Source organism: Kitasatospora sp. NPDC034533 (genome assembly GCF_055575155.1).
Window position 1 is genome coordinate 93,263 of sequence record NZ_JBVITE010000012.1, and the last position, 17,210, is coordinate 110,472.

Annotated in this window: 19 protein-coding genes; 13 read left to right on the forward strand and 6 right to left on the reverse strand. The window is 73.6% G+C overall.

Features of this window, described 5'->3' with window-relative positions; translation table 11 throughout:
• Positions 1-37 precede the first annotated feature (37 nt).
• The 3 genes from ACZ55U_RS11740 to ACZ55U_RS11750 all read left to right on the forward strand — a co-directional run bounded on the left by ACZ55U_RS11740 (position 38) and on the right by ACZ55U_RS11750 (position 4,345).
• A complete protein-coding gene (locus ACZ55U_RS11740) occupies positions 38-2,068 on the forward strand; it encodes a DUF8189 domain-containing protein (RefSeq protein WP_465525040.1) in 2,031 nt (676 codons plus the stop codon).
• A gap of 156 nt (positions 2,069-2,224) precedes the next feature.
• Positions 2,225-2,986, forward strand: coding sequence for a serine/threonine protein kinase (locus ACZ55U_RS11745; RefSeq protein WP_465525042.1), 762 nt, complete (start codon positions 2,225-2,227; stop codon positions 2,984-2,986).
• Positions 2,987-2,998: 12 nt separating this feature from the next.
• Positions 2,999-4,345, forward strand: a complete 1,347-nt coding sequence (locus ACZ55U_RS11750; RefSeq protein WP_465525044.1) for a serine/threonine-protein kinase — start codon at positions 2,999-3,001, stop codon at positions 4,343-4,345.
• A 66-nt stretch (positions 4,346-4,411) separates the two neighbouring features.
• Here ACZ55U_RS11750 and ACZ55U_RS11755 read toward each other — a convergent pair whose 3' ends face one another.
• Positions 4,412-4,579: a hypothetical protein gene (locus ACZ55U_RS11755; RefSeq protein WP_465525046.1), complete on the reverse strand. Its 168-nt coding sequence runs from the start codon at positions 4,577-4,579 to the stop codon at positions 4,412-4,414.
• Positions 4,580-4,745: 166 nt separating this feature from the next.
• Between ACZ55U_RS11755 and ACZ55U_RS11760 the strand changes: the two genes are divergently transcribed.
• The 4 genes from ACZ55U_RS11760 (at position 4,746) to ACZ55U_RS11775 (ending at position 7,708) form a co-directional block, all read left to right on the forward strand.
• The gene (locus ACZ55U_RS11760; protein ID WP_465525048.1) at positions 4,746-5,180 is read left to right on the forward strand and encodes a hypothetical protein; all 435 of its coding nucleotides are present in this window, start codon (positions 4,746-4,748) and stop codon (positions 5,178-5,180) included.
• A 228-nt stretch (positions 5,181-5,408) separates the two neighbouring features.
• Complete coding sequence (locus tag ACZ55U_RS11765; RefSeq protein ID WP_465525050.1) at positions 5,409-6,248, forward strand: glutamate ligase domain-containing protein; 840 nt, start codon at positions 5,409-5,411, stop codon at positions 6,246-6,248.
• A 141-nt stretch (positions 6,249-6,389) separates the two neighbouring features.
• Positions 6,390-6,533: a hypothetical protein gene (locus ACZ55U_RS11770; protein WP_465525052.1), complete on the forward strand. Its 144-nt coding sequence runs from the start codon at positions 6,390-6,392 to the stop codon at positions 6,531-6,533.
• Positions 6,530-7,708: a methyltransferase domain-containing protein gene (locus ACZ55U_RS11775; RefSeq protein ID WP_465525054.1), complete on the forward strand. Its 1,179-nt coding sequence runs from the start codon at positions 6,530-6,532 to the stop codon at positions 7,706-7,708. Before ACZ55U_RS11770 ends, ACZ55U_RS11775 begins: the two co-directional genes overlap by 4 nt.
• A 69-nt stretch (positions 7,709-7,777) precedes the next feature.
• Here the strand turns inward: ACZ55U_RS11775 and ACZ55U_RS11780 are convergent, their stop codons facing one another.
• Positions 7,778-8,953 (reverse strand): nuclear transport factor 2 family protein, encoded by a 1,176-nt coding sequence (locus ACZ55U_RS11780; RefSeq protein WP_465525211.1) that lies wholly within the window; start codon positions 8,951-8,953, stop codon positions 7,778-7,780.
• Between the two features lie 87 nt (positions 8,954-9,040).
• On the opposite strand from ACZ55U_RS11780, the gene ACZ55U_RS11785 reads away from it, so the two are divergent.
• Both ACZ55U_RS11785 and ACZ55U_RS11790 read left to right on the forward strand, forming a co-directional pair.
• Positions 9,041-10,039, forward strand: coding sequence for a LysR family transcriptional regulator (locus ACZ55U_RS11785; protein ID WP_465525056.1), 999 nt, complete (start codon positions 9,041-9,043; stop codon positions 10,037-10,039).
• A gap of 193 nt (positions 10,040-10,232) precedes the next feature.
• On the forward strand, positions 10,233-11,585 hold the full coding sequence (locus ACZ55U_RS11790; protein WP_465525058.1) for a bifunctional folylpolyglutamate synthase/dihydrofolate synthase: 1,353 nt from the start codon (positions 10,233-10,235) through the stop codon (positions 11,583-11,585).
• A gap of 46 nt (positions 11,586-11,631) precedes the next feature.
• On the opposite strand, the gene ACZ55U_RS11795 is transcribed toward ACZ55U_RS11790, so the two are convergent.
• The gene (locus ACZ55U_RS11795; protein WP_465525060.1) at positions 11,632-12,297 is read right to left on the reverse strand and encodes a hypothetical protein; all 666 of its coding nucleotides are present in this window, start codon (positions 12,295-12,297) and stop codon (positions 11,632-11,634) included.
• Between the two features lie 378 nt (positions 12,298-12,675).
• Positions 12,676-13,083, reverse strand: coding sequence for a hypothetical protein (locus ACZ55U_RS11800; protein WP_465525062.1), 408 nt, complete (start codon positions 13,081-13,083; stop codon positions 12,676-12,678).
• 15 nt (positions 13,084-13,098) lie between these two features.
• Here ACZ55U_RS11800 and ACZ55U_RS11805 point away from each other — a divergent pair, with 15 nt between their 5' ends.
• Positions 13,099-13,284, forward strand: coding sequence for a hypothetical protein (locus tag ACZ55U_RS11805; RefSeq protein ID WP_465525064.1), 186 nt, complete (start codon positions 13,099-13,101; stop codon positions 13,282-13,284).
• Between the two features lie 221 nt (positions 13,285-13,505).
• Here ACZ55U_RS11805 and ACZ55U_RS11810 read toward each other — a convergent pair whose 3' ends face one another.
• Positions 13,506-13,850 carry a saccharopine dehydrogenase NADP-binding domain-containing protein gene (locus tag ACZ55U_RS11810; protein ID WP_465525066.1) on the reverse strand — a complete coding sequence of 115 codons (345 nt, stop codon included), beginning with the start codon at positions 13,848-13,850 and terminating at the stop codon, positions 13,506-13,508.
• A 78-nt stretch (positions 13,851-13,928) separates the two neighbouring features.
• On the opposite strand from ACZ55U_RS11810, the gene ACZ55U_RS11815 reads away from it, so the two are divergent.
• Both ACZ55U_RS11815 and ACZ55U_RS11820 read left to right on the forward strand, forming a co-directional pair.
• Positions 13,929-14,501 (forward strand): TetR/AcrR family transcriptional regulator, encoded by a 573-nt coding sequence (locus ACZ55U_RS11815; protein ID WP_465525068.1) that lies wholly within the window; start codon positions 13,929-13,931, stop codon positions 14,499-14,501.
• Between the two features lie 37 nt (positions 14,502-14,538).
• Complete coding sequence (locus ACZ55U_RS11820; RefSeq protein ID WP_465525070.1) at positions 14,539-15,516, forward strand: alpha/beta hydrolase; 978 nt, start codon at positions 14,539-14,541, stop codon at positions 15,514-15,516.
• 170 nt (positions 15,517-15,686) lie between these two features.
• On the opposite strand, the gene ACZ55U_RS11825 is transcribed toward ACZ55U_RS11820, so the two are convergent.
• Positions 15,687-16,658: a helix-turn-helix transcriptional regulator gene (locus ACZ55U_RS11825; protein ID WP_465525072.1), complete on the reverse strand. Its 972-nt coding sequence runs from the start codon at positions 16,656-16,658 to the stop codon at positions 15,687-15,689.
• A gap of 100 nt (positions 16,659-16,758) precedes the next feature.
• On the opposite strand from ACZ55U_RS11825, the gene ACZ55U_RS11830 reads away from it, so the two are divergent.
• On the forward strand, positions 16,759-17,166 hold the full coding sequence (locus ACZ55U_RS11830) for a DUF3224 domain-containing protein (protein ID WP_465525074.1): 408 nt from the start codon (positions 16,759-16,761) through the stop codon (positions 17,164-17,166).
• Positions 17,167-17,210 lie beyond the last annotated feature (44 nt).

Sequence of the window (17,210 nt, forward strand, 5' to 3'; positions counted from 1 at the left end):
GTCGGCTGACCGGACCGGCAACCCCTGGAGCACAGCGATGTACCCGATCAGCAGGCGCGGCCTGCTGCGGGCGGCCGGAGCGGGAGCACTCGTGCTCCCGCTCGCGGGCCGTACCGCCCTCGCCGCGTCCACCGGCCCCCACCTGTGGGTCGGCACCGGCCCGTTCGAGCACGTCTACGACCCCTCGACCGCGCGCCGCCGTTACCTGAACGACCACACCCTGGTGCGGGCCGGTGGCCGCTGGCACCTGTTCGGCATCGTCGGCGACAGCGCGCCGCCCGGGCGGGTGCCCGACAGCGCGGCCGAGGTCTCGTTCGCGCACGCCTCGGCGCCCACCCCGTCCGGGCCGTGGAGCAGCCACCCGGACGCGCTGACCGTCGACACCTCGTACTTCGGCGAGGAGCACCTGTGGGCCCCGCACGTGGTCGAGTCGGGCGGCGTGTACTGGATGTTCTACGCGGCGGGCGGGCGCGCCGGGGCGGCGATCAACGCCGCCACCTCCACCGACCTCTTCACCTGGACCAGGCTGCCCTCCGGACCGCTGTTCCGCGGGATCGCCGCCCGCGACCCGATGGTGCTGCGGGCCGGCGCCGAGTGGGTGATGTACTACACCGAGCTGTCCGCCCCCGGCGGCCGCCACCAGGTCTGCTACCGGCGCTCCGCCGACCTGCTGACCTGGGGCGAGCCCGGCGTGGCCTTCGCCGACGCGGCCACCGCCGCCGACGGCGTCTCGGTCACCGAGTCGCCCTTCGTGGTGGCCCGGGACGGCTGGTACTACCTGTTCCTCGGGCCGCGCAACGGCTACGAGGGCACCGACGTCCTCGCCTCCCGGGACCCGTTCCGCTTCTCCCTCGACGGCTACGCCGGCCATGTGCCCGGCCACGCGGTGGAGGTGGTCACCGACGGGCAGCGGTGGTGGGCGAGCGCCGCCGGCTGGTTCCGGCGCGGCCTCCACCTGGCCCCGCTGGACTGGCGGTCCACCCCGCCGCCCTGGCAGAGCCCGGACAACCCGGTCGCCGCCCTGGACGGGCAGGGCCGGCTGAACGTGTTCGCCCTCGACGCCGCGGACCGGTCGGTGCTGCGCCGGGTCCAGACCGACCCGGACGCCGACGCCTGGTCCGACTGGGAGGTGTTCGGAACCCCCGCCGGCGCCGTCCCCGTGCCGGCCCGCAACGCCGACGGCCGGCTGGAGGTGTTCGCGCTCGCCCCGGGCGGCGCCGGACTGCACCGCCGCGTCCAGCGGGCGGACGGCGGCTGGACGGACTGGGAGGTTTTCGGCGGCCCGGCCGGCGCCGCCCCCGCCGTCGCCCGCGACGCCGACGGCCGGCTGGAGGCGTTCGCGCTCGCCCCGGGCGGAGCCCTGATCGCCCACCGCCGCCAGTCCTCGCCGGGCTCGACCGCCTGGGACGACTGGGACGCGGGCTTCGGCGGTGCGGCGGGCGCGCCGCCGGTGGCCGCCGCCAACGCGGACGGCCGGCTGGAGGTGTTCGCGCTCGCCCCCGGCGGCGCGGCGCTGACGCACCGCTGGCAGACCTCGCCCGGCGGCGCCTGGTCCGCCTGGGAGCGCTTCGGGACGCCCGCCGGGTCCGCGCCGCGAGTGGCCCGCGACGGCACCGGGCGGCTGAACGTCACCGCGATCGCCCCCTCCGGCACGGCCGCCTTCCGGCGCCGCCAGTCAGTGCCCAGCGGGGGCTGGGACCCCTGGCAGCCGCTGCTGGACTGGTCCACCGCCGCACCCCTGGCGATCGCCGGCGCGGACGGTCGACTGGAGGCCTTCACCCTCTTCCCCGGCGGCGAACGGCTCGCCCACCGATGGCAGTCGGCGCCCGACGGGGCCTGGGCGCCGGCCGGCGCCGACGGTGAGGACTTCGGCGAGCCGGGACCGGTGCTCGCCGCGCCGCCCTCCGCCGCCGCCGACCCCACCGGACGGCTGCACGTCTTCGCCGTGGCCGAGGACGGGCGGCTGCGCACCAGGGTCCAGGACCGGCCCGGAGGTGCCTGGCGGCCGTGGGCCGCCTTCACCGACCGCCCGGTGGCACCGCTGCGGACGGGCACGCCCATGCTCTGACCGAACGCCCGTACCCGCTTCTCCGACCTTGTCAAGTAGCCTGCGACATCCGGTTTATTGTCGTACGCGAAGAGGTACCGTTCGTCCGTCCCGTTCGTCCGTCCGGCAACGAGCCGGTGCGCGGAACGGGGGAGCGGTGAGGGAAACGGGGGAGCGGTGAGCGGGATTGTCGTCCACCTGCCGGCGGGGAACGGCGACGACACGGTGACGTTACGGCTCGGGCCGGGGGAGCGGGCGCGCTTCGGTCGCGGCTCCGCCCACACCCCCGTGGAGCTGCGCCTCGGCGACGAGTCGGTCTCCCGCCTGGCCGGCGAGGTCCACGCGACCGACGACCACTGGCAGTTGAGCAATTTCAGCAACACCCACGCCTACCTGGTGGAGAACCCGGAGGGCGCCGGCGAGTACCTGCGGGTGCCGCCGCGGCGGATCGGCGCGCCGATCCCCTTCGAGTTCTCCCGGGTGGTGCTGCCCTCCCGGCGGGAGACCCCGCTGTCCTTCCAGGTGTTCGCGCCCGACCACGTCTACCTGGACCCGGACGCCCGCGGCGGCTCCCGGGAGAGCCGGACCATGACGGCGTACTCGCTGGACGAGACCGCCACCTACTTCCTGGTCCTGGTCGCGCTCTGCGAGCCGTGGCTGCGCGACCACTCCCTCGCCGCCGTGCCCACCACCCCGCAGGTGGTCGCGCGGCTGCAGGGCCACCCGGCGTGCGCCCGGCTCACCGCCCGCGCGGTCAGCTCGCACCTCGACTACCTCGCCGACGAGAAGCTCCGCATCGACCTGCCCGACGGCGACCGCGCCGACCGCCGCAGCGGCAAGCGCGAGGCCGTGGTCGGGCTCGCCCTGAAGTTCGGCATCGTCCGCGAGGAGCACCTCGCGCTGCTGCCGAGCCCCGAACCCGGCCGGACCGGACGGTAGGGAGGGCCGGCGATGCTGCGAGACCCGGCCTTTCCCGGGGACGGCGAGGACCTGCTGCCGGCCGGCCACCGGATCGGCGAGTGGACGGTCACCGGGTCGATCGGCGAGGGCGGCTGGGCGACGGTCTACGCCGCCCGCCGGACCGACGGCTCCGGCGGCCCGGACGACACCGTCGCGCTGAAGGTGCTGCCGACCGCCGGACTCGCCCCCCGCCAGGCCCGCCAGGTCGCCGAAGCAGCCCGCCGCGAGGCCGAGTTGGGCCGCAGCGCCCCGCACCCCCGGCTGGTCCGGCTGCTCGACACCCTCGTCCTGGCCGCCCCCGACCAGCCCGCGCTCGACGGCGCGACCGTCCTGGTCATGGAACGGGCCCGGTGCACCCTGCGCGACCTGCTCGCCACCGGCGTCGACGAGGCCGAGGGCGCCCGGATCGTCACCGGCATCTGCGAGGGCCTGGCCCACCTGCACCGCTCCGGCTGGGTCCACACCGACCTCAAGCCGGAGAACGTCCTGATCGGCGCGGACGGCGAGGTCCGGCTCTCCGACTTCGGCCTCGCCATCGAACTCACCGGCACCCACGGCCACAGCGCCCCGATGGGCACCCCCGACTACCTCCCGCCGGAGCGCTGGCGCGAACCGCTCGGCGCACACGGCGTCAAGGTCCGTGCCACCGCCGACATCTGGGCACTCGGCATCGTGATCCACGAGGTCTTCGCCGCCGGCACCAGCCCCTTCCCCGGCGCCACCCCCACCGCCCGCAGCGCCGCCGCCCAGCAGTACGCCGAAGGCCGCGCCGCCCTGCGACTGGCCGCCTCCGTCCCCCCGTTCTGGCGCGACCTGGCCACCGACTGCCTCGCCCCGACCCACGCCGCCCGCGCCCCGCACACCGCGGAGAGCCTGCTCGCCCGCATCCGCGCCCACCACGGCGGCCGGCGCCCGCGCCGCCCCCGCCTTCGCCCCCGCCCGCGCACCGCCCTGATCGCCCTCGCCTCCTGCGCCACGGCCGTCGCCACCGTCACCGCGCTGTGGCCGCACCAGGAACCGGCCGGACAGCGGGCCCACATCCGGGTCTTCAACGCCGAACGCGGCTGCCAGGAGCGCACCGACCGCGACCCCCGGTGCAGCCTCGGCCTCGCCGTCGACCCGCTGCGCCCGTACACCGCCGACAACACCGTCCCCGTCCGGGTCTGGCACGACGACACGCTCGACGCCGACTGCCAGCTCCCCACCGGCCTCCCCGTCATCAACGAGGAGGACGCGGCCTCCACCCTCTGGTACCGCGTCCGCCTGCCCGGCCCCACCACGGCCTGGCTCCCCGCCGTCCGCACCCGCGACCGCCCCGCCCTCCGCCGCTGCCCATGACCCTCCACCCGGCCGGGGCCACCCGCGCCGCTGTACCGCACGACCCTGCGGCCGCCCGGGGCCGGCTCAGCGCTTCGCCGCGGCCTGAGCGGTCGGCGACCAGAGCGCGGCCCACAGGGGGATCACCTCGACGGTGGCGGTGCAGCCGCCGGAGGGGGCCTCGGCGGTACGCCCGGCCACGGTGGCCTGTCCGGCGGTCGTCGGGAAGGAGGTCATGTTCGTCACGGGGGTCATGCACGGCAACGTACCGGTGGGCACTGACATCGGTGCTGATACTCGGGTGCCGGCGGGCGCGGGACAGGGGTCGACGCGCCGGTGGCCGAGGCGCTCCCGTTCTCGTCTGCCGCGCGTTTGCCCTGGTCATTTGTGGTTGGCTCCCCGAGCTGCCAGGGTGAGCGGCATGAAGATCACCATCACCGTGGAGGACCCGACCCCTGAGGCCCTCGAAAAGCTGCTCGCCCTCGCGGCCATGCCCAGCGCTGTCGTCACCGCCGTACCCGACGACCACTGGACACCGGAGCGCGCCCGCTCGTACTACGACCGCCTCCCGCCCCGCGCCCAGCAGATCCTGCTCCAGGTCGTCGAGGGCCAAGGGGAGCGCTCCGCCGAGGAGTTGAAGGCCGACGGCCGCAGCCTGCGCGGCTCCACCGGCGCCTTCCGCCGGGTGCTGACCGAGGGCAAGCGCACCGGCCTGTGGCCGGACGCCCTGCCCGTCCCGCTGGTCTCCCACATCGTCAGCGGGCAGCTCAAGAAGCTGGAGATGCCGGGGTACGGCACCGACCACTACCTGTACCCGGCCTTCGAAGACGGCTTGCGCGACCTGCTGGGCCGGTGACCGCCGGGTCGACCACCGGGCCGCTCGGCGGCCCAGGCGTCGAAGAGCAGCACCGGCGTGCAGACATCCTTCTGGCGCCGTGCTGGCGCTGCGCCATGAGGCGTTGGCGCGCTCGCCGTACGATGTGCCCCTGCCCACACCGCACGTCACCGGATTCCCCGGTCGGCGGGAATCCGTGGCCCAACCCGTCCGGAGGCTGCTGCCATGTTGTTGGCCCATCACGTTCCCATGTGCCGTCAGCGCATCGAGCCCGACGAGTGGGAACGCCACGGCGGGGCCGCCCTGGGCGACCGGGCCGAGTGGTCCGATCGGGCCTGCGGCATGGCAGCACTGCGGATGATCCTGCTGGCGTACGGCCGGCAGCCCCCGACCCTCACCGAGCTGGTTCAACTCGGCGTCAAGAGAGGCGCGTTGACGGAGCACGGTTGGCTGCACGCCGGCATTGCCGGTCTGGCGGAGGACTACGGCGTTCCCGGCCGTGCCGAAGCGGTGCCGGCCGAGGAGCTGATCGACCGCCTGAAGGAGGCTCCGCTGATCATCTCCGTCACGGAGCGGTTCCCCGAGGACGGCCGCAAGGGCGGCCACCTGGTGGTGGCCCGGGGCTTCGAGCCCGGGGAGGACGGCGAGGACCCCACCGTCCTCTTCCGTGACCCCTCGGGCTGGGGGCAGCAGAACGACCGCGTTCCCCTGAGCCGCCTCAGCGCCTCCTACAGCGGGCGCGCCATCGTCTTCCCCGCCCTGACCCGCACCATCGCCGTGCTCGGCGAAATGCTGGAGCTGGGCGAGACGGCCGGGGAAGAACACCGGGCCGTAGGACGCATGGTCGGCGAACAAGGAATCGATCAACTCGTCGTCGTCGGCAACAGCCCCAACGTCATCCAGCTGACTGCCGGTGCGCTCGCGGGCGGCGTGGCCGAGGTCGCGAGGGTGGCGGACAACCACACTGCCGCCGCCTACCTGGAGAGCATCGTCCGCCCCGGGGACAAAGTCCTCCTGAAGGCATCGCGCAGCGGAGAGCTGTGGCAGATCGCCCAGGAGCTCTTGGGACAGCCGGTCACGGGCCACTGAGCCGCCCGTTCTTCATACTTCCCAGGACACCGCACAACGCGGCCCCCGAGGCTGGTAGAAGTGCTGGTGGCACTCACAACTCCCCGCCAGGAAAGCGGATTCAGGTCTCCGCACTCTGGCGGGCCCCACGGAGGGACCAGCATGGGTAAGCACGGAGGCGGGGACGGCGACGGCAAGGGCGGCGGCCGGCAGGACGACAGCAACAAGGGAGCGACGCACGGCGGCGGCGGTTCGGACGAGGGCGGCAACACCTCGGACGGCCAGAACCCGGCCGGCGGCCGGTGACCGGCCAGACGCACCAGGAGGCGGGCCCCCAGGGGCTCGCCTCCGCGCTGGTGGCCAAGGGCGCTCTCCCATCGGACTGGCTCCCCTCCTTCACCGCCGTACCCCGCGAGCTGTTCGTCCCGGAGCGGATCTGGCCGGGCATCGCGGACGGCACGCGGCAGAACCCCGTGGTGCACCGGTCGCAGGACCCCGAGGCGTGGCGGAACGCGGTCTACTCCGACATCCCGCTGACGACACAGTGGGACGACGGCCGGCACGAGGGCGACGGCCTCGGCACGGCCCCGACGTCCTCCAGCTCCATGCCCACCATGGTGGCCTCCATGCTCCGCGACCTGGACGTCCGCCCGGGGGCCAAGGTGCTGGAGATCGGCACCGGCACGGGGTGGAACGCCGGACTCCTGACTCACCGGCTGGGCAGCTCCAACGTGGTGTCCGTCGAGTACGACCCGGACGTCGCGCGCGGTGCCCGGAAGAATCTGGAGAGCGCCGGACTGGCGCCCACCGTGATCGAGGGCGACGGCCGGGACGGATGGGCCGAGGGCGGTCCGTACGACCGGATCATCGCCACGTGCTCCGTGCTGGAGATTCCTCCGGCCTGGCTGGAGCAGTCCGTACCGGGCGGGGTGATCGTCGCCCCGTTCGGCACCGAGTACGGCGGCGAGCAGATCGTCCGGCTCACCGTGAGCGACGACGGCACCAGCGCGAGCGGCAACTTCACGGGCGGGTCCGCGTTCATGCGGCTTCGCCAGCAACGGACGCGGCGGCCTCTGTTCGAGGAGTACCTGCACGGGGTGCCGTGGCCGGCGGACGGTGAACGGAGCACGACCACACTGTCCCCGAGGGAAACGGGCGAGTGGTTCCACCAGTTCGTGATCGGCCTCGGCGTGCCCGGGGCGTTCTGGCGCGCGGAACGCTACGACAACGACGCGTACACCCTGTGGGTCCACAGCCGGGACAAGAAGTCGTGGGCCTCCGCGGACTACGAGCGGAACCGCACCGAGTACGAGGTGTACCAGTCCGGCCCTCGCAGGCTCTGGGACGAGGTGGAGGCCACCTACCGGTGGTGGGAGGACCGGGGCAGGCCCGGCTACGCGCGGTTCGGCCTGACGGTCACACCCGAGGGCCGGACAGCCTGGCTGGACGCCCCGGACAACCCTGTGCCCCAGCCGTCCTGAGCTGCCGCCCCCGGCCGCCCCCGGCCGCCCCCGGCGGCCGGGGCGGACACCGGATCGCTGCCCGCCCGCTCAGGTTTTCCGGTGGTAGACCTTGTTGGCGATGCGCCAGCTGCCGTCGACGTGGACCAGCAGGAAGACGTCGGTGAAGGTGTCCGGGCCGTGCCAGAGCGTCATGGACGCGGTTGCGACGGTGCCGTGGACATCGATGGCGTCGATGCGGCGGGAGCGGAGCGGTTCGTCCGGGGCCGGCCGGCCGGTGAACAGGGCGCAGTACTCGTCCAGGCGCCACGAGACGAACGCGCCGTCCCGGAGTCCCTCGATGTGGGCAGTCGGCAGGAACGCGTCGCGGAAGTGGGTGGGGTCGCCGGTGGCGTGCCCGCGGACGTAGGCGCGGAGCGGTTCGAGTACGGCGTCACCCACGGCGGGGACCGTGGCGGCGACGGCGATGTCGGCTTCAGGGTCGGCAGGGGTGCCGGCCAGGTCAGCCGCGCTGCGCAGGGGGGTGTTCGACGCCGAGGCCAGCAGCGCCATGTCCTTGGCCAGCGCGCCGATCGTGAACTCGGCCGTGGCGCCCGCGGCGCCGGTCGGCTGGTCGGCGAGGAGGCCTCTCTTGCGGGCGACGAGCCCGCCGAGCCGGCCGAGTTCGAGGACGTCCAGCACCTGGGCACGGGGCAGACCCAGGGCGTCGGCCTGCCGCAGTGAGTCGCGCAGGGCGAGCACGGCACCCGCGAGGCTGCTGTTGGCGACCAGCTTGAGGGCGGCCGCGGTGGCGGCGTCCTCCACGGGCCGCACGGTGCCAAGCGCTTCCAGAACCGGGCGGACTCGCTCCAGCGCCTCCCGGTCCGCGGCGGCGAGGATCTCCAAGGCGCCGGCGGCGGCAGCCGGCACGGAGCCGAGCACGGGCGCGTGGACGTAGGACGGGCCGAGCCGCCGGGCCAGTGCCGCCGCCTCGGCGGGGGCGATGGTGCTGGTGTTCAGCACCGTCGTGTCCGTTCGCAGCGAGTCGCGGACGCGGTCGACGACCTGACGGCAGGCCAGGCCGTCGAACAGGGCCAGGAGCACGACGTCGGCCTTCGCCACGGCGTCGTTCGGGTCGCCGGTCGTCTCGACAGCGCCTGTCGGGCGCCCGGAGCGGGTCCAACCGACGACGTCCCAGTCGTGGTCGGCGAGTCGTGTCGCGATCGCGGCGCCCATGCGGCCCAGGCCGAGGACGGCGATCGTGTGCGGTGCGGTCATGCGTCCCAGCGTGGGGGCATGGCGATATCCGCCACAAGCGCGGATGTCGCAGGGCGACGATGCGGGACGCGCATACCCGGCAGGCACACTGGTGCCATGGAGTTGACTGCGTGGCGGACGTTCGTGACGGTGTGCCGACTCGGGTCGCTGTCGGCGGCGGCCGCCGAGCTCGGGTACACGCAGTCGGCCGTTTCCCGGCAGATCGCCGGGCTGGAGCGCCGGCTCGGGGCGCCGCTGGTGCATCGGCACGTGCGCGGCGTGCGTCCGACGCCTGCCGGCGAGGTGTTCCGTCACCACGCCCTGGTCGCGCTCGACGAGGCCGACCGTGCGGTGCGTGCCGTGCGGGAGGTCCGTGACGGGACGCCCAGGCGGCCGCTGGCTGTCGGCGCGACGCCGTCCCTGGCCGCCGGGATCGTGCCCGCCGCGATCCGCCGCCTGCTGGAGACGGCCGGACCCCTCCGGTGGAGCCTGCTGCCCGGGCTGAGCCCGGAACTGCACGACCGCGTGACCGCCGGGGACCTCGACGTCGCTGTTGTCACCGACGCACCACCGGGGCTACCCGAGGACCCGCGTGTCGAACGACGGTTCCTGGGGATGGACGAGATGGTCGTCGCGCTGCCCGTCGCCCACCCGCGGGCAGGGCGCGGCCCGGTGCGCATCCAGGCGCTGGCCGACCAGACCTGGGCCGAGGACAACGACGGCTCGGCGGCGCTGCTGCGTCGGCACGCCGCCCGCGCCGGAGTCTCCGTTCGCATCGACCTCACCGCGGCCGACCTGCCCGGCAAGATGGCGCTGGTCGCGACCGGCCACGCCATCGCCCTGATACCCGGGGTGCTGACGTGCGCACTGCGGACCGACGTCACCACGGTCCCGCTCGTCGATCCCCCGTCCCGTGGCATCTACACGATCACACCACGGCGCGACCCGCACCCGTTCGCAGCGCCCCTGCTCGACCAGCTCGCGACAGCCTTCGACGCGGATCGCCCCGCCCAGGCGGCACCACGGCCGGCTGGGGCGGACGCCCACAGCGCTGCCCCGGCACTTCCCGACGGCATCGCGGAAGCGCACGACGGCGAACCCGGGCAACGGGCGTGAATCGGCGTCATTCCAGGGCGCCTGAACCCACACCCCGGCGGCGAACCGGAGCAAGGCCCGCTTCCCGCCCTCTGACGGTTCCGGGCGGCCGTTCCCCGCGCAGCGTTGCCCCCGGGGCGCCGGGGAAGCGGCGGATGCGGAGCCCCTGACTCCGGGTTTCCGGACGATCGCATTCGGTGGCATGATCCGGCGGGTGGACTACCAACGCTGCGTGGACATCCTCGCCAGGATGCACGAGAACCCCCACAGGCTTCCCCGGCCGACACGGCAGGCGAACGTCTCCAGACTGCTGGAGGCGCTGGGCCGCCCCCAGCGGGATCTGCGCGGGATGCTGGTCGTCGGCACGAACGGCAAGGGATCGACCTGCGCGTACGCGGTGTCGGCGGTGGCCGCGACCGGTGCGAGGGTCGGCAGCATGCCCAGCCCGCACCTCCAGGAACCCAGGGAACGGATCCGGATCGACGGAGTCCCCGTCAGCCGCGCCGAGTACACGGCCGCCTTCGCCGAGGTCTGGCAGGCCATCGAGCGGCACGAGCTGCCCGTCCTGTCCCAGGGCGTCTTCGCGGCCACCGCCGCCGTGCACTTCCGGCGGGCGGGCGTAGACCTGGCCGTGGCCGAGGCGAGCATCGGCGGCAGCCGGGCCGCCGCCGCCGAACTCGGCCTGGACGTGAAGGTCCTCACCGGCGTGGGGCTCGACCACACCCGGCTGCTCGGCGGCTCCCTGGCCGAGATCACCCGGGCCAAGATCTCGGGCGCGCGGGACGGAGACCACGTGGTGCTCGGGCGGCTGGCCCCCGAGGCGGCCCACAGCGCGGAACTGGTCCTCAAGGAGCATACGGGACTGTCCGTGTGGCGCATGGACCACGAGATCCACTACACCGCCCGCACCACCCACCCCGACGGCGGCCACGGCCCGGTGACCCTGCTGGACGTCACGACCCCCCGCGCCGTCCACCGCGACCTCCCCTGCCCGCTGCCCGGCACGCACCAGCACCACAACCTCGCCGTCGCCATCGCCGCCGTCGACGCCATGATCGAACGCGGCCACATCCGCGAGCCCGACGGCGAACAGCTCCGCACGCGCCTGGCCGCCACCCGCTGGCCCGGCCGCCTCGAACTCGTCCCGCACGCCCGGCTCGGCGACTGGACGGGCCGCGTGCTTCTCGAAGGCGCCACCAACCCGCAGGGCGCCGAGACCGTCGCGCCGGAGATCCTGCGCCACGCCCGCGCCGGCGGCCACCAGCGCCCGCCCGTCAAGGTCTTCGCGGCGATGAACGGCAAGGACGTCTCCGACATGCTCGCCCCGCTGCCCGCCGACTGGCCGATCGTCCTCACCCGCACCGACTCCCACCAGGCCGAGGACCCCGCCACCCTGCACGACCGGATCTCCCCGAGCCGCCAGGGCCCCTGCGTGACCGCCGAGGACACGCCGTCGGCGCTGCGCCGAGCCGCCGAACTCGCCGGCCCCGGCGGCCTGATCGTCGTCTTCGGCTCGCTGCGCCTCGTGGGCGAGGCGCGCACGGCGCTGGCCCTGCCACCGGCGTGAGGCCCGGGACACGGCTGCCGTCGCTCCGTACGGGTGCCGGACGGGCCTACCCGCGGCGACGGGAGCCGAACCCGGGCGGCAGTTCGCCGACCGGCGCGAGCACGTGCCCGCCCTCGCCCGCGCACCACCACACGGCCGCTCCGTCCCGCGCCGCGCCGTGGACGCCGAGGCCGTGGCGGGCGCACTCCGGCCAGACCTGCCAGGTCCGTTCGAGCAGACTCTCCTGAACCATGACCGCCAGGCTGGTCAGCGCCGTGGCCGGGTCCTCGCACATGCCCGGCAGGATGCGACCGCCCCAGTCGAGCACGTCGCCGTCGGCGAGGCGGACACCGGCTCCCGCCGGGAAGCAGCCCTCCGGGAGCTCGATCTCCGGCTCGCCCTCGATCCCGCGCGCGGCCAGGTCGCGGGCCACGATCCGCAGCGCGGCGCGCAGCGTCTCCAGCCGCTCGGGGGCGAGGTCGAAGCCGGGCTCGAAGCCCGCGTCGTCCAGGATGCGCCGGGCCAGGGCCGCCATCTCCGGCGGGGACACCTCGGCCGGGTCCCGTTCGACGACCTCCAGAACGGCGCCGGTGCCCTGGCACCGGTCGAACAGTTCACAGGCGAGGGCGATGACGTGCCGTGGGTCGAGGTCGCCCTCGCGCAGGCCGAGGTAGACCCTCCGCATCAACTGTTCGGGATCCGCCGCTTCGTGCCCGGCCATCGCGTCGCTCACCGGCCCAGTATCCCGACGTGGCACGGCCTTCCGCCGCACGTTTTCCGCCCGGCTGCTCGACGCACTCACCAGCGGGACCACGACCTCCCCGCCCTACTCCAGTGGAGTGCCTTCAGACTTGAGGGTGAAGCTCAACCTTAGGGTGATCCCTGGCATCGCGGAGGCCGGGGCTGTTGGCCGGCTCATCGCCCACTCCTGCGGCCACGGCCCGGCATCGGCCTCGTGGGCGCCGGCCACGCAGAGCGCGGGCCAGGAAGGAGCGTCGTGGCCCCGCACGACCGCGGTGACGTGGCGTCGGCCGCCGCAGTCCGTGAGCTGCTCCATCGGCTCGGTGTCGCCGGTCGGAGCACTGGGGCGGGTGCCGAAAGCCGACCAGATTCACCTCCTTGGGATCGCCTTTCCGCCCGTCTCGTGAAGGCCGGCCTGGGCGGCTCCGTGGCGCAGTGCCTGGAGTCCGAGGGCTGTGACGGGACCGTGGGCACCGGGTGTGAGGGCGGAATCGGGGGTGGCGGCGTGGCTCGCGCCCCAGGCGAGTAGGGAGCCGGTCATCTCGTAGGGGTCGGGGCCGGTGAGTGCGCTGGTGGCCAGGGCCTTGCCCGCCGCGTCGCGGGCGACGGCGAGGACGAGGGCCCGGCCGTCGGTGTCGGGTTCGCGGGTGGAGCCGGGGAGGTGCTGGGAGAGCTTGGTGACGGCGCCGCGGATCACGGGGGTGCGCAGGAGGGGTGCGGCGAGGTGGATCGCGGGCTGGACGACACGGGTGGCTCGGCCGAACCAGCCCAGGCTCACGTCGACGCTGTCGAGGTGGGGGAAGGCTTCGGGAAGGCCCAGGTGTTCGGAGCCGCCGACGGTCAGCGCGGCTCGGGTGATGCCCGCGTACCGGAAGGTGAGCAGGCGGGCGCCGGTGTGTTCGGTGGTGAGGCGGGCGGGGCCGCCGGTGCGGGGGCGGCGGTGGGCGAAGGCGTCCTCGACGGCGGAGCCGACCAGTGAGGCGCGGGTGCCGCCGGTGGTGAGGGTGAAGGCGTCGCGCAGGGTGCTGCGGTAGCGCGTCTCGTCGCCGTGGCCGGAGCGGGTGAGGAAGTAGCCGATCTCGACGCGGCGCGCTTGTTCGCCCGCACGGGTGAGGGCGAGGGCGCCGGCGAGGTTGCCGGGGACGTAGTCGTAGCCGAAGGCGGGGATGATGCTCGCGCCGCCGGCGGCCGCGATGTCGTTCAGGGTGAAGGCCTGCCGGATGAAGGGGGCTCTCCGGTGGAGTCGAGGTAGTGGGCTCCGGCCCTGGCCGCGGCGGTGACCGCTGGCAGGCCGAGCTGCGCGAACGGTCCTACGGTGGAGACGACGACGTCGTTGTCCGTGAAGATGCGGATGAGGTCGGCCGTCGAGGTGGCGTCGGCCTCGACGACGTCCAGCTCCGTGTGGAGGCGGGCGGCCAGGGCGAGCATCTTCGCGCGGCTGCGGCCGACCAGGGTGGGCTTCTCGCCGCGGGCGATCAGTTCGCGCAGCACGCGCCGGCCGGTGAAGCCGGTCGCTCCGAGCAGGACGATTCTGCGCTTGTCCATGACGGCGCCTTTCGGTCGGGGACTTCGGGAACACTCCCGGACTTTACACACTTAGAGTGCGGTGTTAAATTCGTAGACATGCCGAAGGTTCCCTCCTCCCAGCTCGTCCTCGATGCCGCCTACCGCTGCTTCTGCCGCAACGGCTACCGGCGCACCACGGTCTCCGACATCGTCGAGGAATCGCGGCTGTCGCGCCCGACGGTCTACAAGTACGTCGGGAGCAAGGAGGAGGCGATCGTCAAGGTCGTCCGGTCGCTACTGGAGCAGGCCGGCGCGGCCGCGCGGGCGGCGGCAGAGACCGCGGGTACGCCCGAGGAGAAGGTCCTCGCCGTCCTCACGGTGAAGCTGGAGGTCGCCATCCGCCTCTGGCAGGACAGCCCCGCCCACGCGCAGGAGCTGCTGTCCGCCGCCACGGCCCAGGCTCCTGGCCTGGTCACCGACTACACCGACCACCTGGCCGAACTCCTGACCGCGGCCCTCACCCAGGACGCCGGGGACGGCGCGCGGCAGGCCGCCGCCGTGCTGCTCACCTTCACCCGCGGCCTGGAAGAGGACCTGCGTGACGCCGACGCCGTGCGCGACGAGCTCAAGGCCGGCGCGCGGATGATCACCCGTGGAGCCCGCACCAGCCCCGCACCCACCCCTGCCTGACCCCCCACGGGCCGGGCCGCCCGAAAGGCGCACCCTCATGAACACCACCCCCGCCCCCGACTACTACCGCGACCAGCAGGCCTGGCGCGACCTCCAGCAGTTCCTGCCCGAACGCCTGCGGCTGACCGACGCCACCGCCCCGGAGGAGGAGTACTGGAACTGGCGCGGCCACCGCGTCCACCTCGACCGCTACCGCAATCCGGAGGCCAGGGCCAAGGTCGTCCTGCACCACGGGGTGGGCACCAACGGCCGCCAGATGTCCCTCATCCTCGGCGCCCCGCTCGCCCGGCGCGGCTTCGAGACCGTCGCCCTGGACAACCTCGGCTACGGCCTCACCAAGGTCAAGCCCGGCGCCACCCCCTCCTACGACGACTGGGTCGACCTCGTCGTCGACTTCCTCGCCTTCGAGCAGTCCCGCGACGACCGCCCGATCGTGCTGTACGGGCTGAGCGCCGGCGGCATGCTCACCTACCACGTCGCCGCGAAGGCTCCCCGCGGCACCCTGCGCGGCATCGTCGGCATGACCTTCCTCGACCAGCGCGACCAGCGCGACCAGCGGGTCCGCGACGAGACCTCCCACGACAAGCTCACCGCCCGCGCCGGCGTCCCCCTGATGGGCCTGCTCGCCAAGACCCCGGCCGCCGCGGCCAAGTACCCGATGAGCCTGGCTTCCAAGATGTCCGCGCTCGCCAACGACCCGGGTGCCATGAAGGTCCTCATGAAGGACCGTACCTCCGCCGCCAACTGGGTCAGCGTCCGCTTCCTCGACAGCTACGCCACCTACACCCCCGCCGTCGAACCGCCCGACTTCGACGCCTGCCCGGTCCTGCTCACCCAGCCCGCCGAGGACCGCTGGACCCCCCACCACCTCAGCGTCCCCGTCCTGTCCCGCATCACCAAGGTCCCCGTCGACACCGTCATGCTCGAAAACGCGGGCCACTACCCCCTCGAAGATCCCGGCCTCCAGCAGATGGAGGACGCCATCGCCGACTTCGTCACCAAGAACACTGCCTGACCGGCCCCGATGCGCCCCCGGACCGTCGGGAGCGGACCGCCCCGGGCCCGTTCGAACGGCCTGGTGCTCCGGTCCGGCTTCGTGACCGATGCCGCAGAGCGCGGGGAGTCGTATCACCGCTCCGTCGCGCCCGTCAGGGAGAAGAGCGATCGAGACGGCGCCGGAGGAGCTCAGGGTGCTTCCGCGTAGCGGTGTGCGAGCACCGCGACGGCCTTGGCAATGGCTTGCCTCAATTCGGGTGGGCCGAGCACCTCTGCCTCCGTGCCGAGTCTGAGCAGGTCGCTGACCGCGACGGCCTGCGTCTCGACCGGCATCTCCACCTGCACCCAGCCTTCGTGGTCCGGTGGCCCGGCGCTTTCGAGGGCTCGCGTGCCCACCGCGCCGAACTGCACGGGCAGCAGGCGCTGTGCCCGGCGGGAGATCCGCAGACGCGCGGTTTCCTGGTGGAGCGCGTCCTCCAGTTGCCGAGAGGACTCCTCCCAGTAGGCGGCCAGGTCGAATCCGGCCGGTCGTTCGAAGACTTCGTCGGTGACGTCCACGGCCAGGAGCCGTGAGATCCGGTAGGTCCGCACATCCTCGTCGGCGAGCGCCACCAGGTACCAGATGCCGCTTTTGAGGACGATGCCGAGGGGGTGCAGTTCCCGGTGGACCTCACCGCGCCAACGCCGGTAGTGCGCGGCCAGCACCCGCTGTTCCCACACCGCCTGCGCGACCGGCGCCAGATGGGGAACAGGATCGGCGTCCCGGAACCAGGCCGGCGCGTCGAGGTGGAACCGATCCTGAACACGCCGGGTGCGCTCTGCCAGTTCGACCGGGAGGGCGGCCCGCAGTTTCAGCTGAGCGGTCGCCAGCACCGCCCCGAAGCCCAGATCCCGTGCGGGGCCGGGTACTCCGGCGAGGAAGAGCGCGCCGGCCTCGGCGTCAGTGAGGCCGGTCAGCCGCGTGCGGTATCCGTCCATGAGGCGGTAGCCGCCGACGGGCCCGCGGTCGGCACGGACCGGTACACCGGAGGAGCTGAGTGCCTCGATGTCCCGGTAGACCGTACGGACCGACACCTCGAGCTCCGCGGCAAGCTCGGTAGCGGTCATCCGCCCACGATTCTGGAGCAGCAAGAGCAAGGAGAGAAGGCGGTCGGCACGCATGGAGGCATTGTCCCGCGTACCTGACAGGAGGTGTCAGGTACGGAGGCCAGGCTGGGCATGCACCGCGCGCACAAGATGCGCGCCGATCGAGAGGACATCCATGCCCGTGCAGACGACCGGTCACATCACGTACGCCGGCTGGGAGGAACACGCGGTCGGTTCGAGCGAAGCGAGCCCGAAACTCGCCCACGCCTCCGTCACCAACACCTTCTCCGGCGGCATCGAGGCCGCCCACACGACCTGCGAGTACACCATCGTCTACGTCACCGAGAAGACCGGTACCTTCACGGGCATGGAGGTGCTGGCCGGGCGCCTGGACGGACGCGAAGGCACCTTCGTCGTCGAGGAACGCGGCTCGTTCGACGCCGACGGCACCGTGCGCTGCACCTTCGAGGTGGTGCCTGGAACCGGCACCGGAGAGCTGACCGGACTGCGTGGAACCGGCAGCTTCACCTCCACGCCCGGCGAGTCGCCGTTCCCGTATGCCTTCACCTATGACCTGGGCTGACCGCGGACTACGACGGCCTTGAAGACCGTACGACTCCCCAGCCC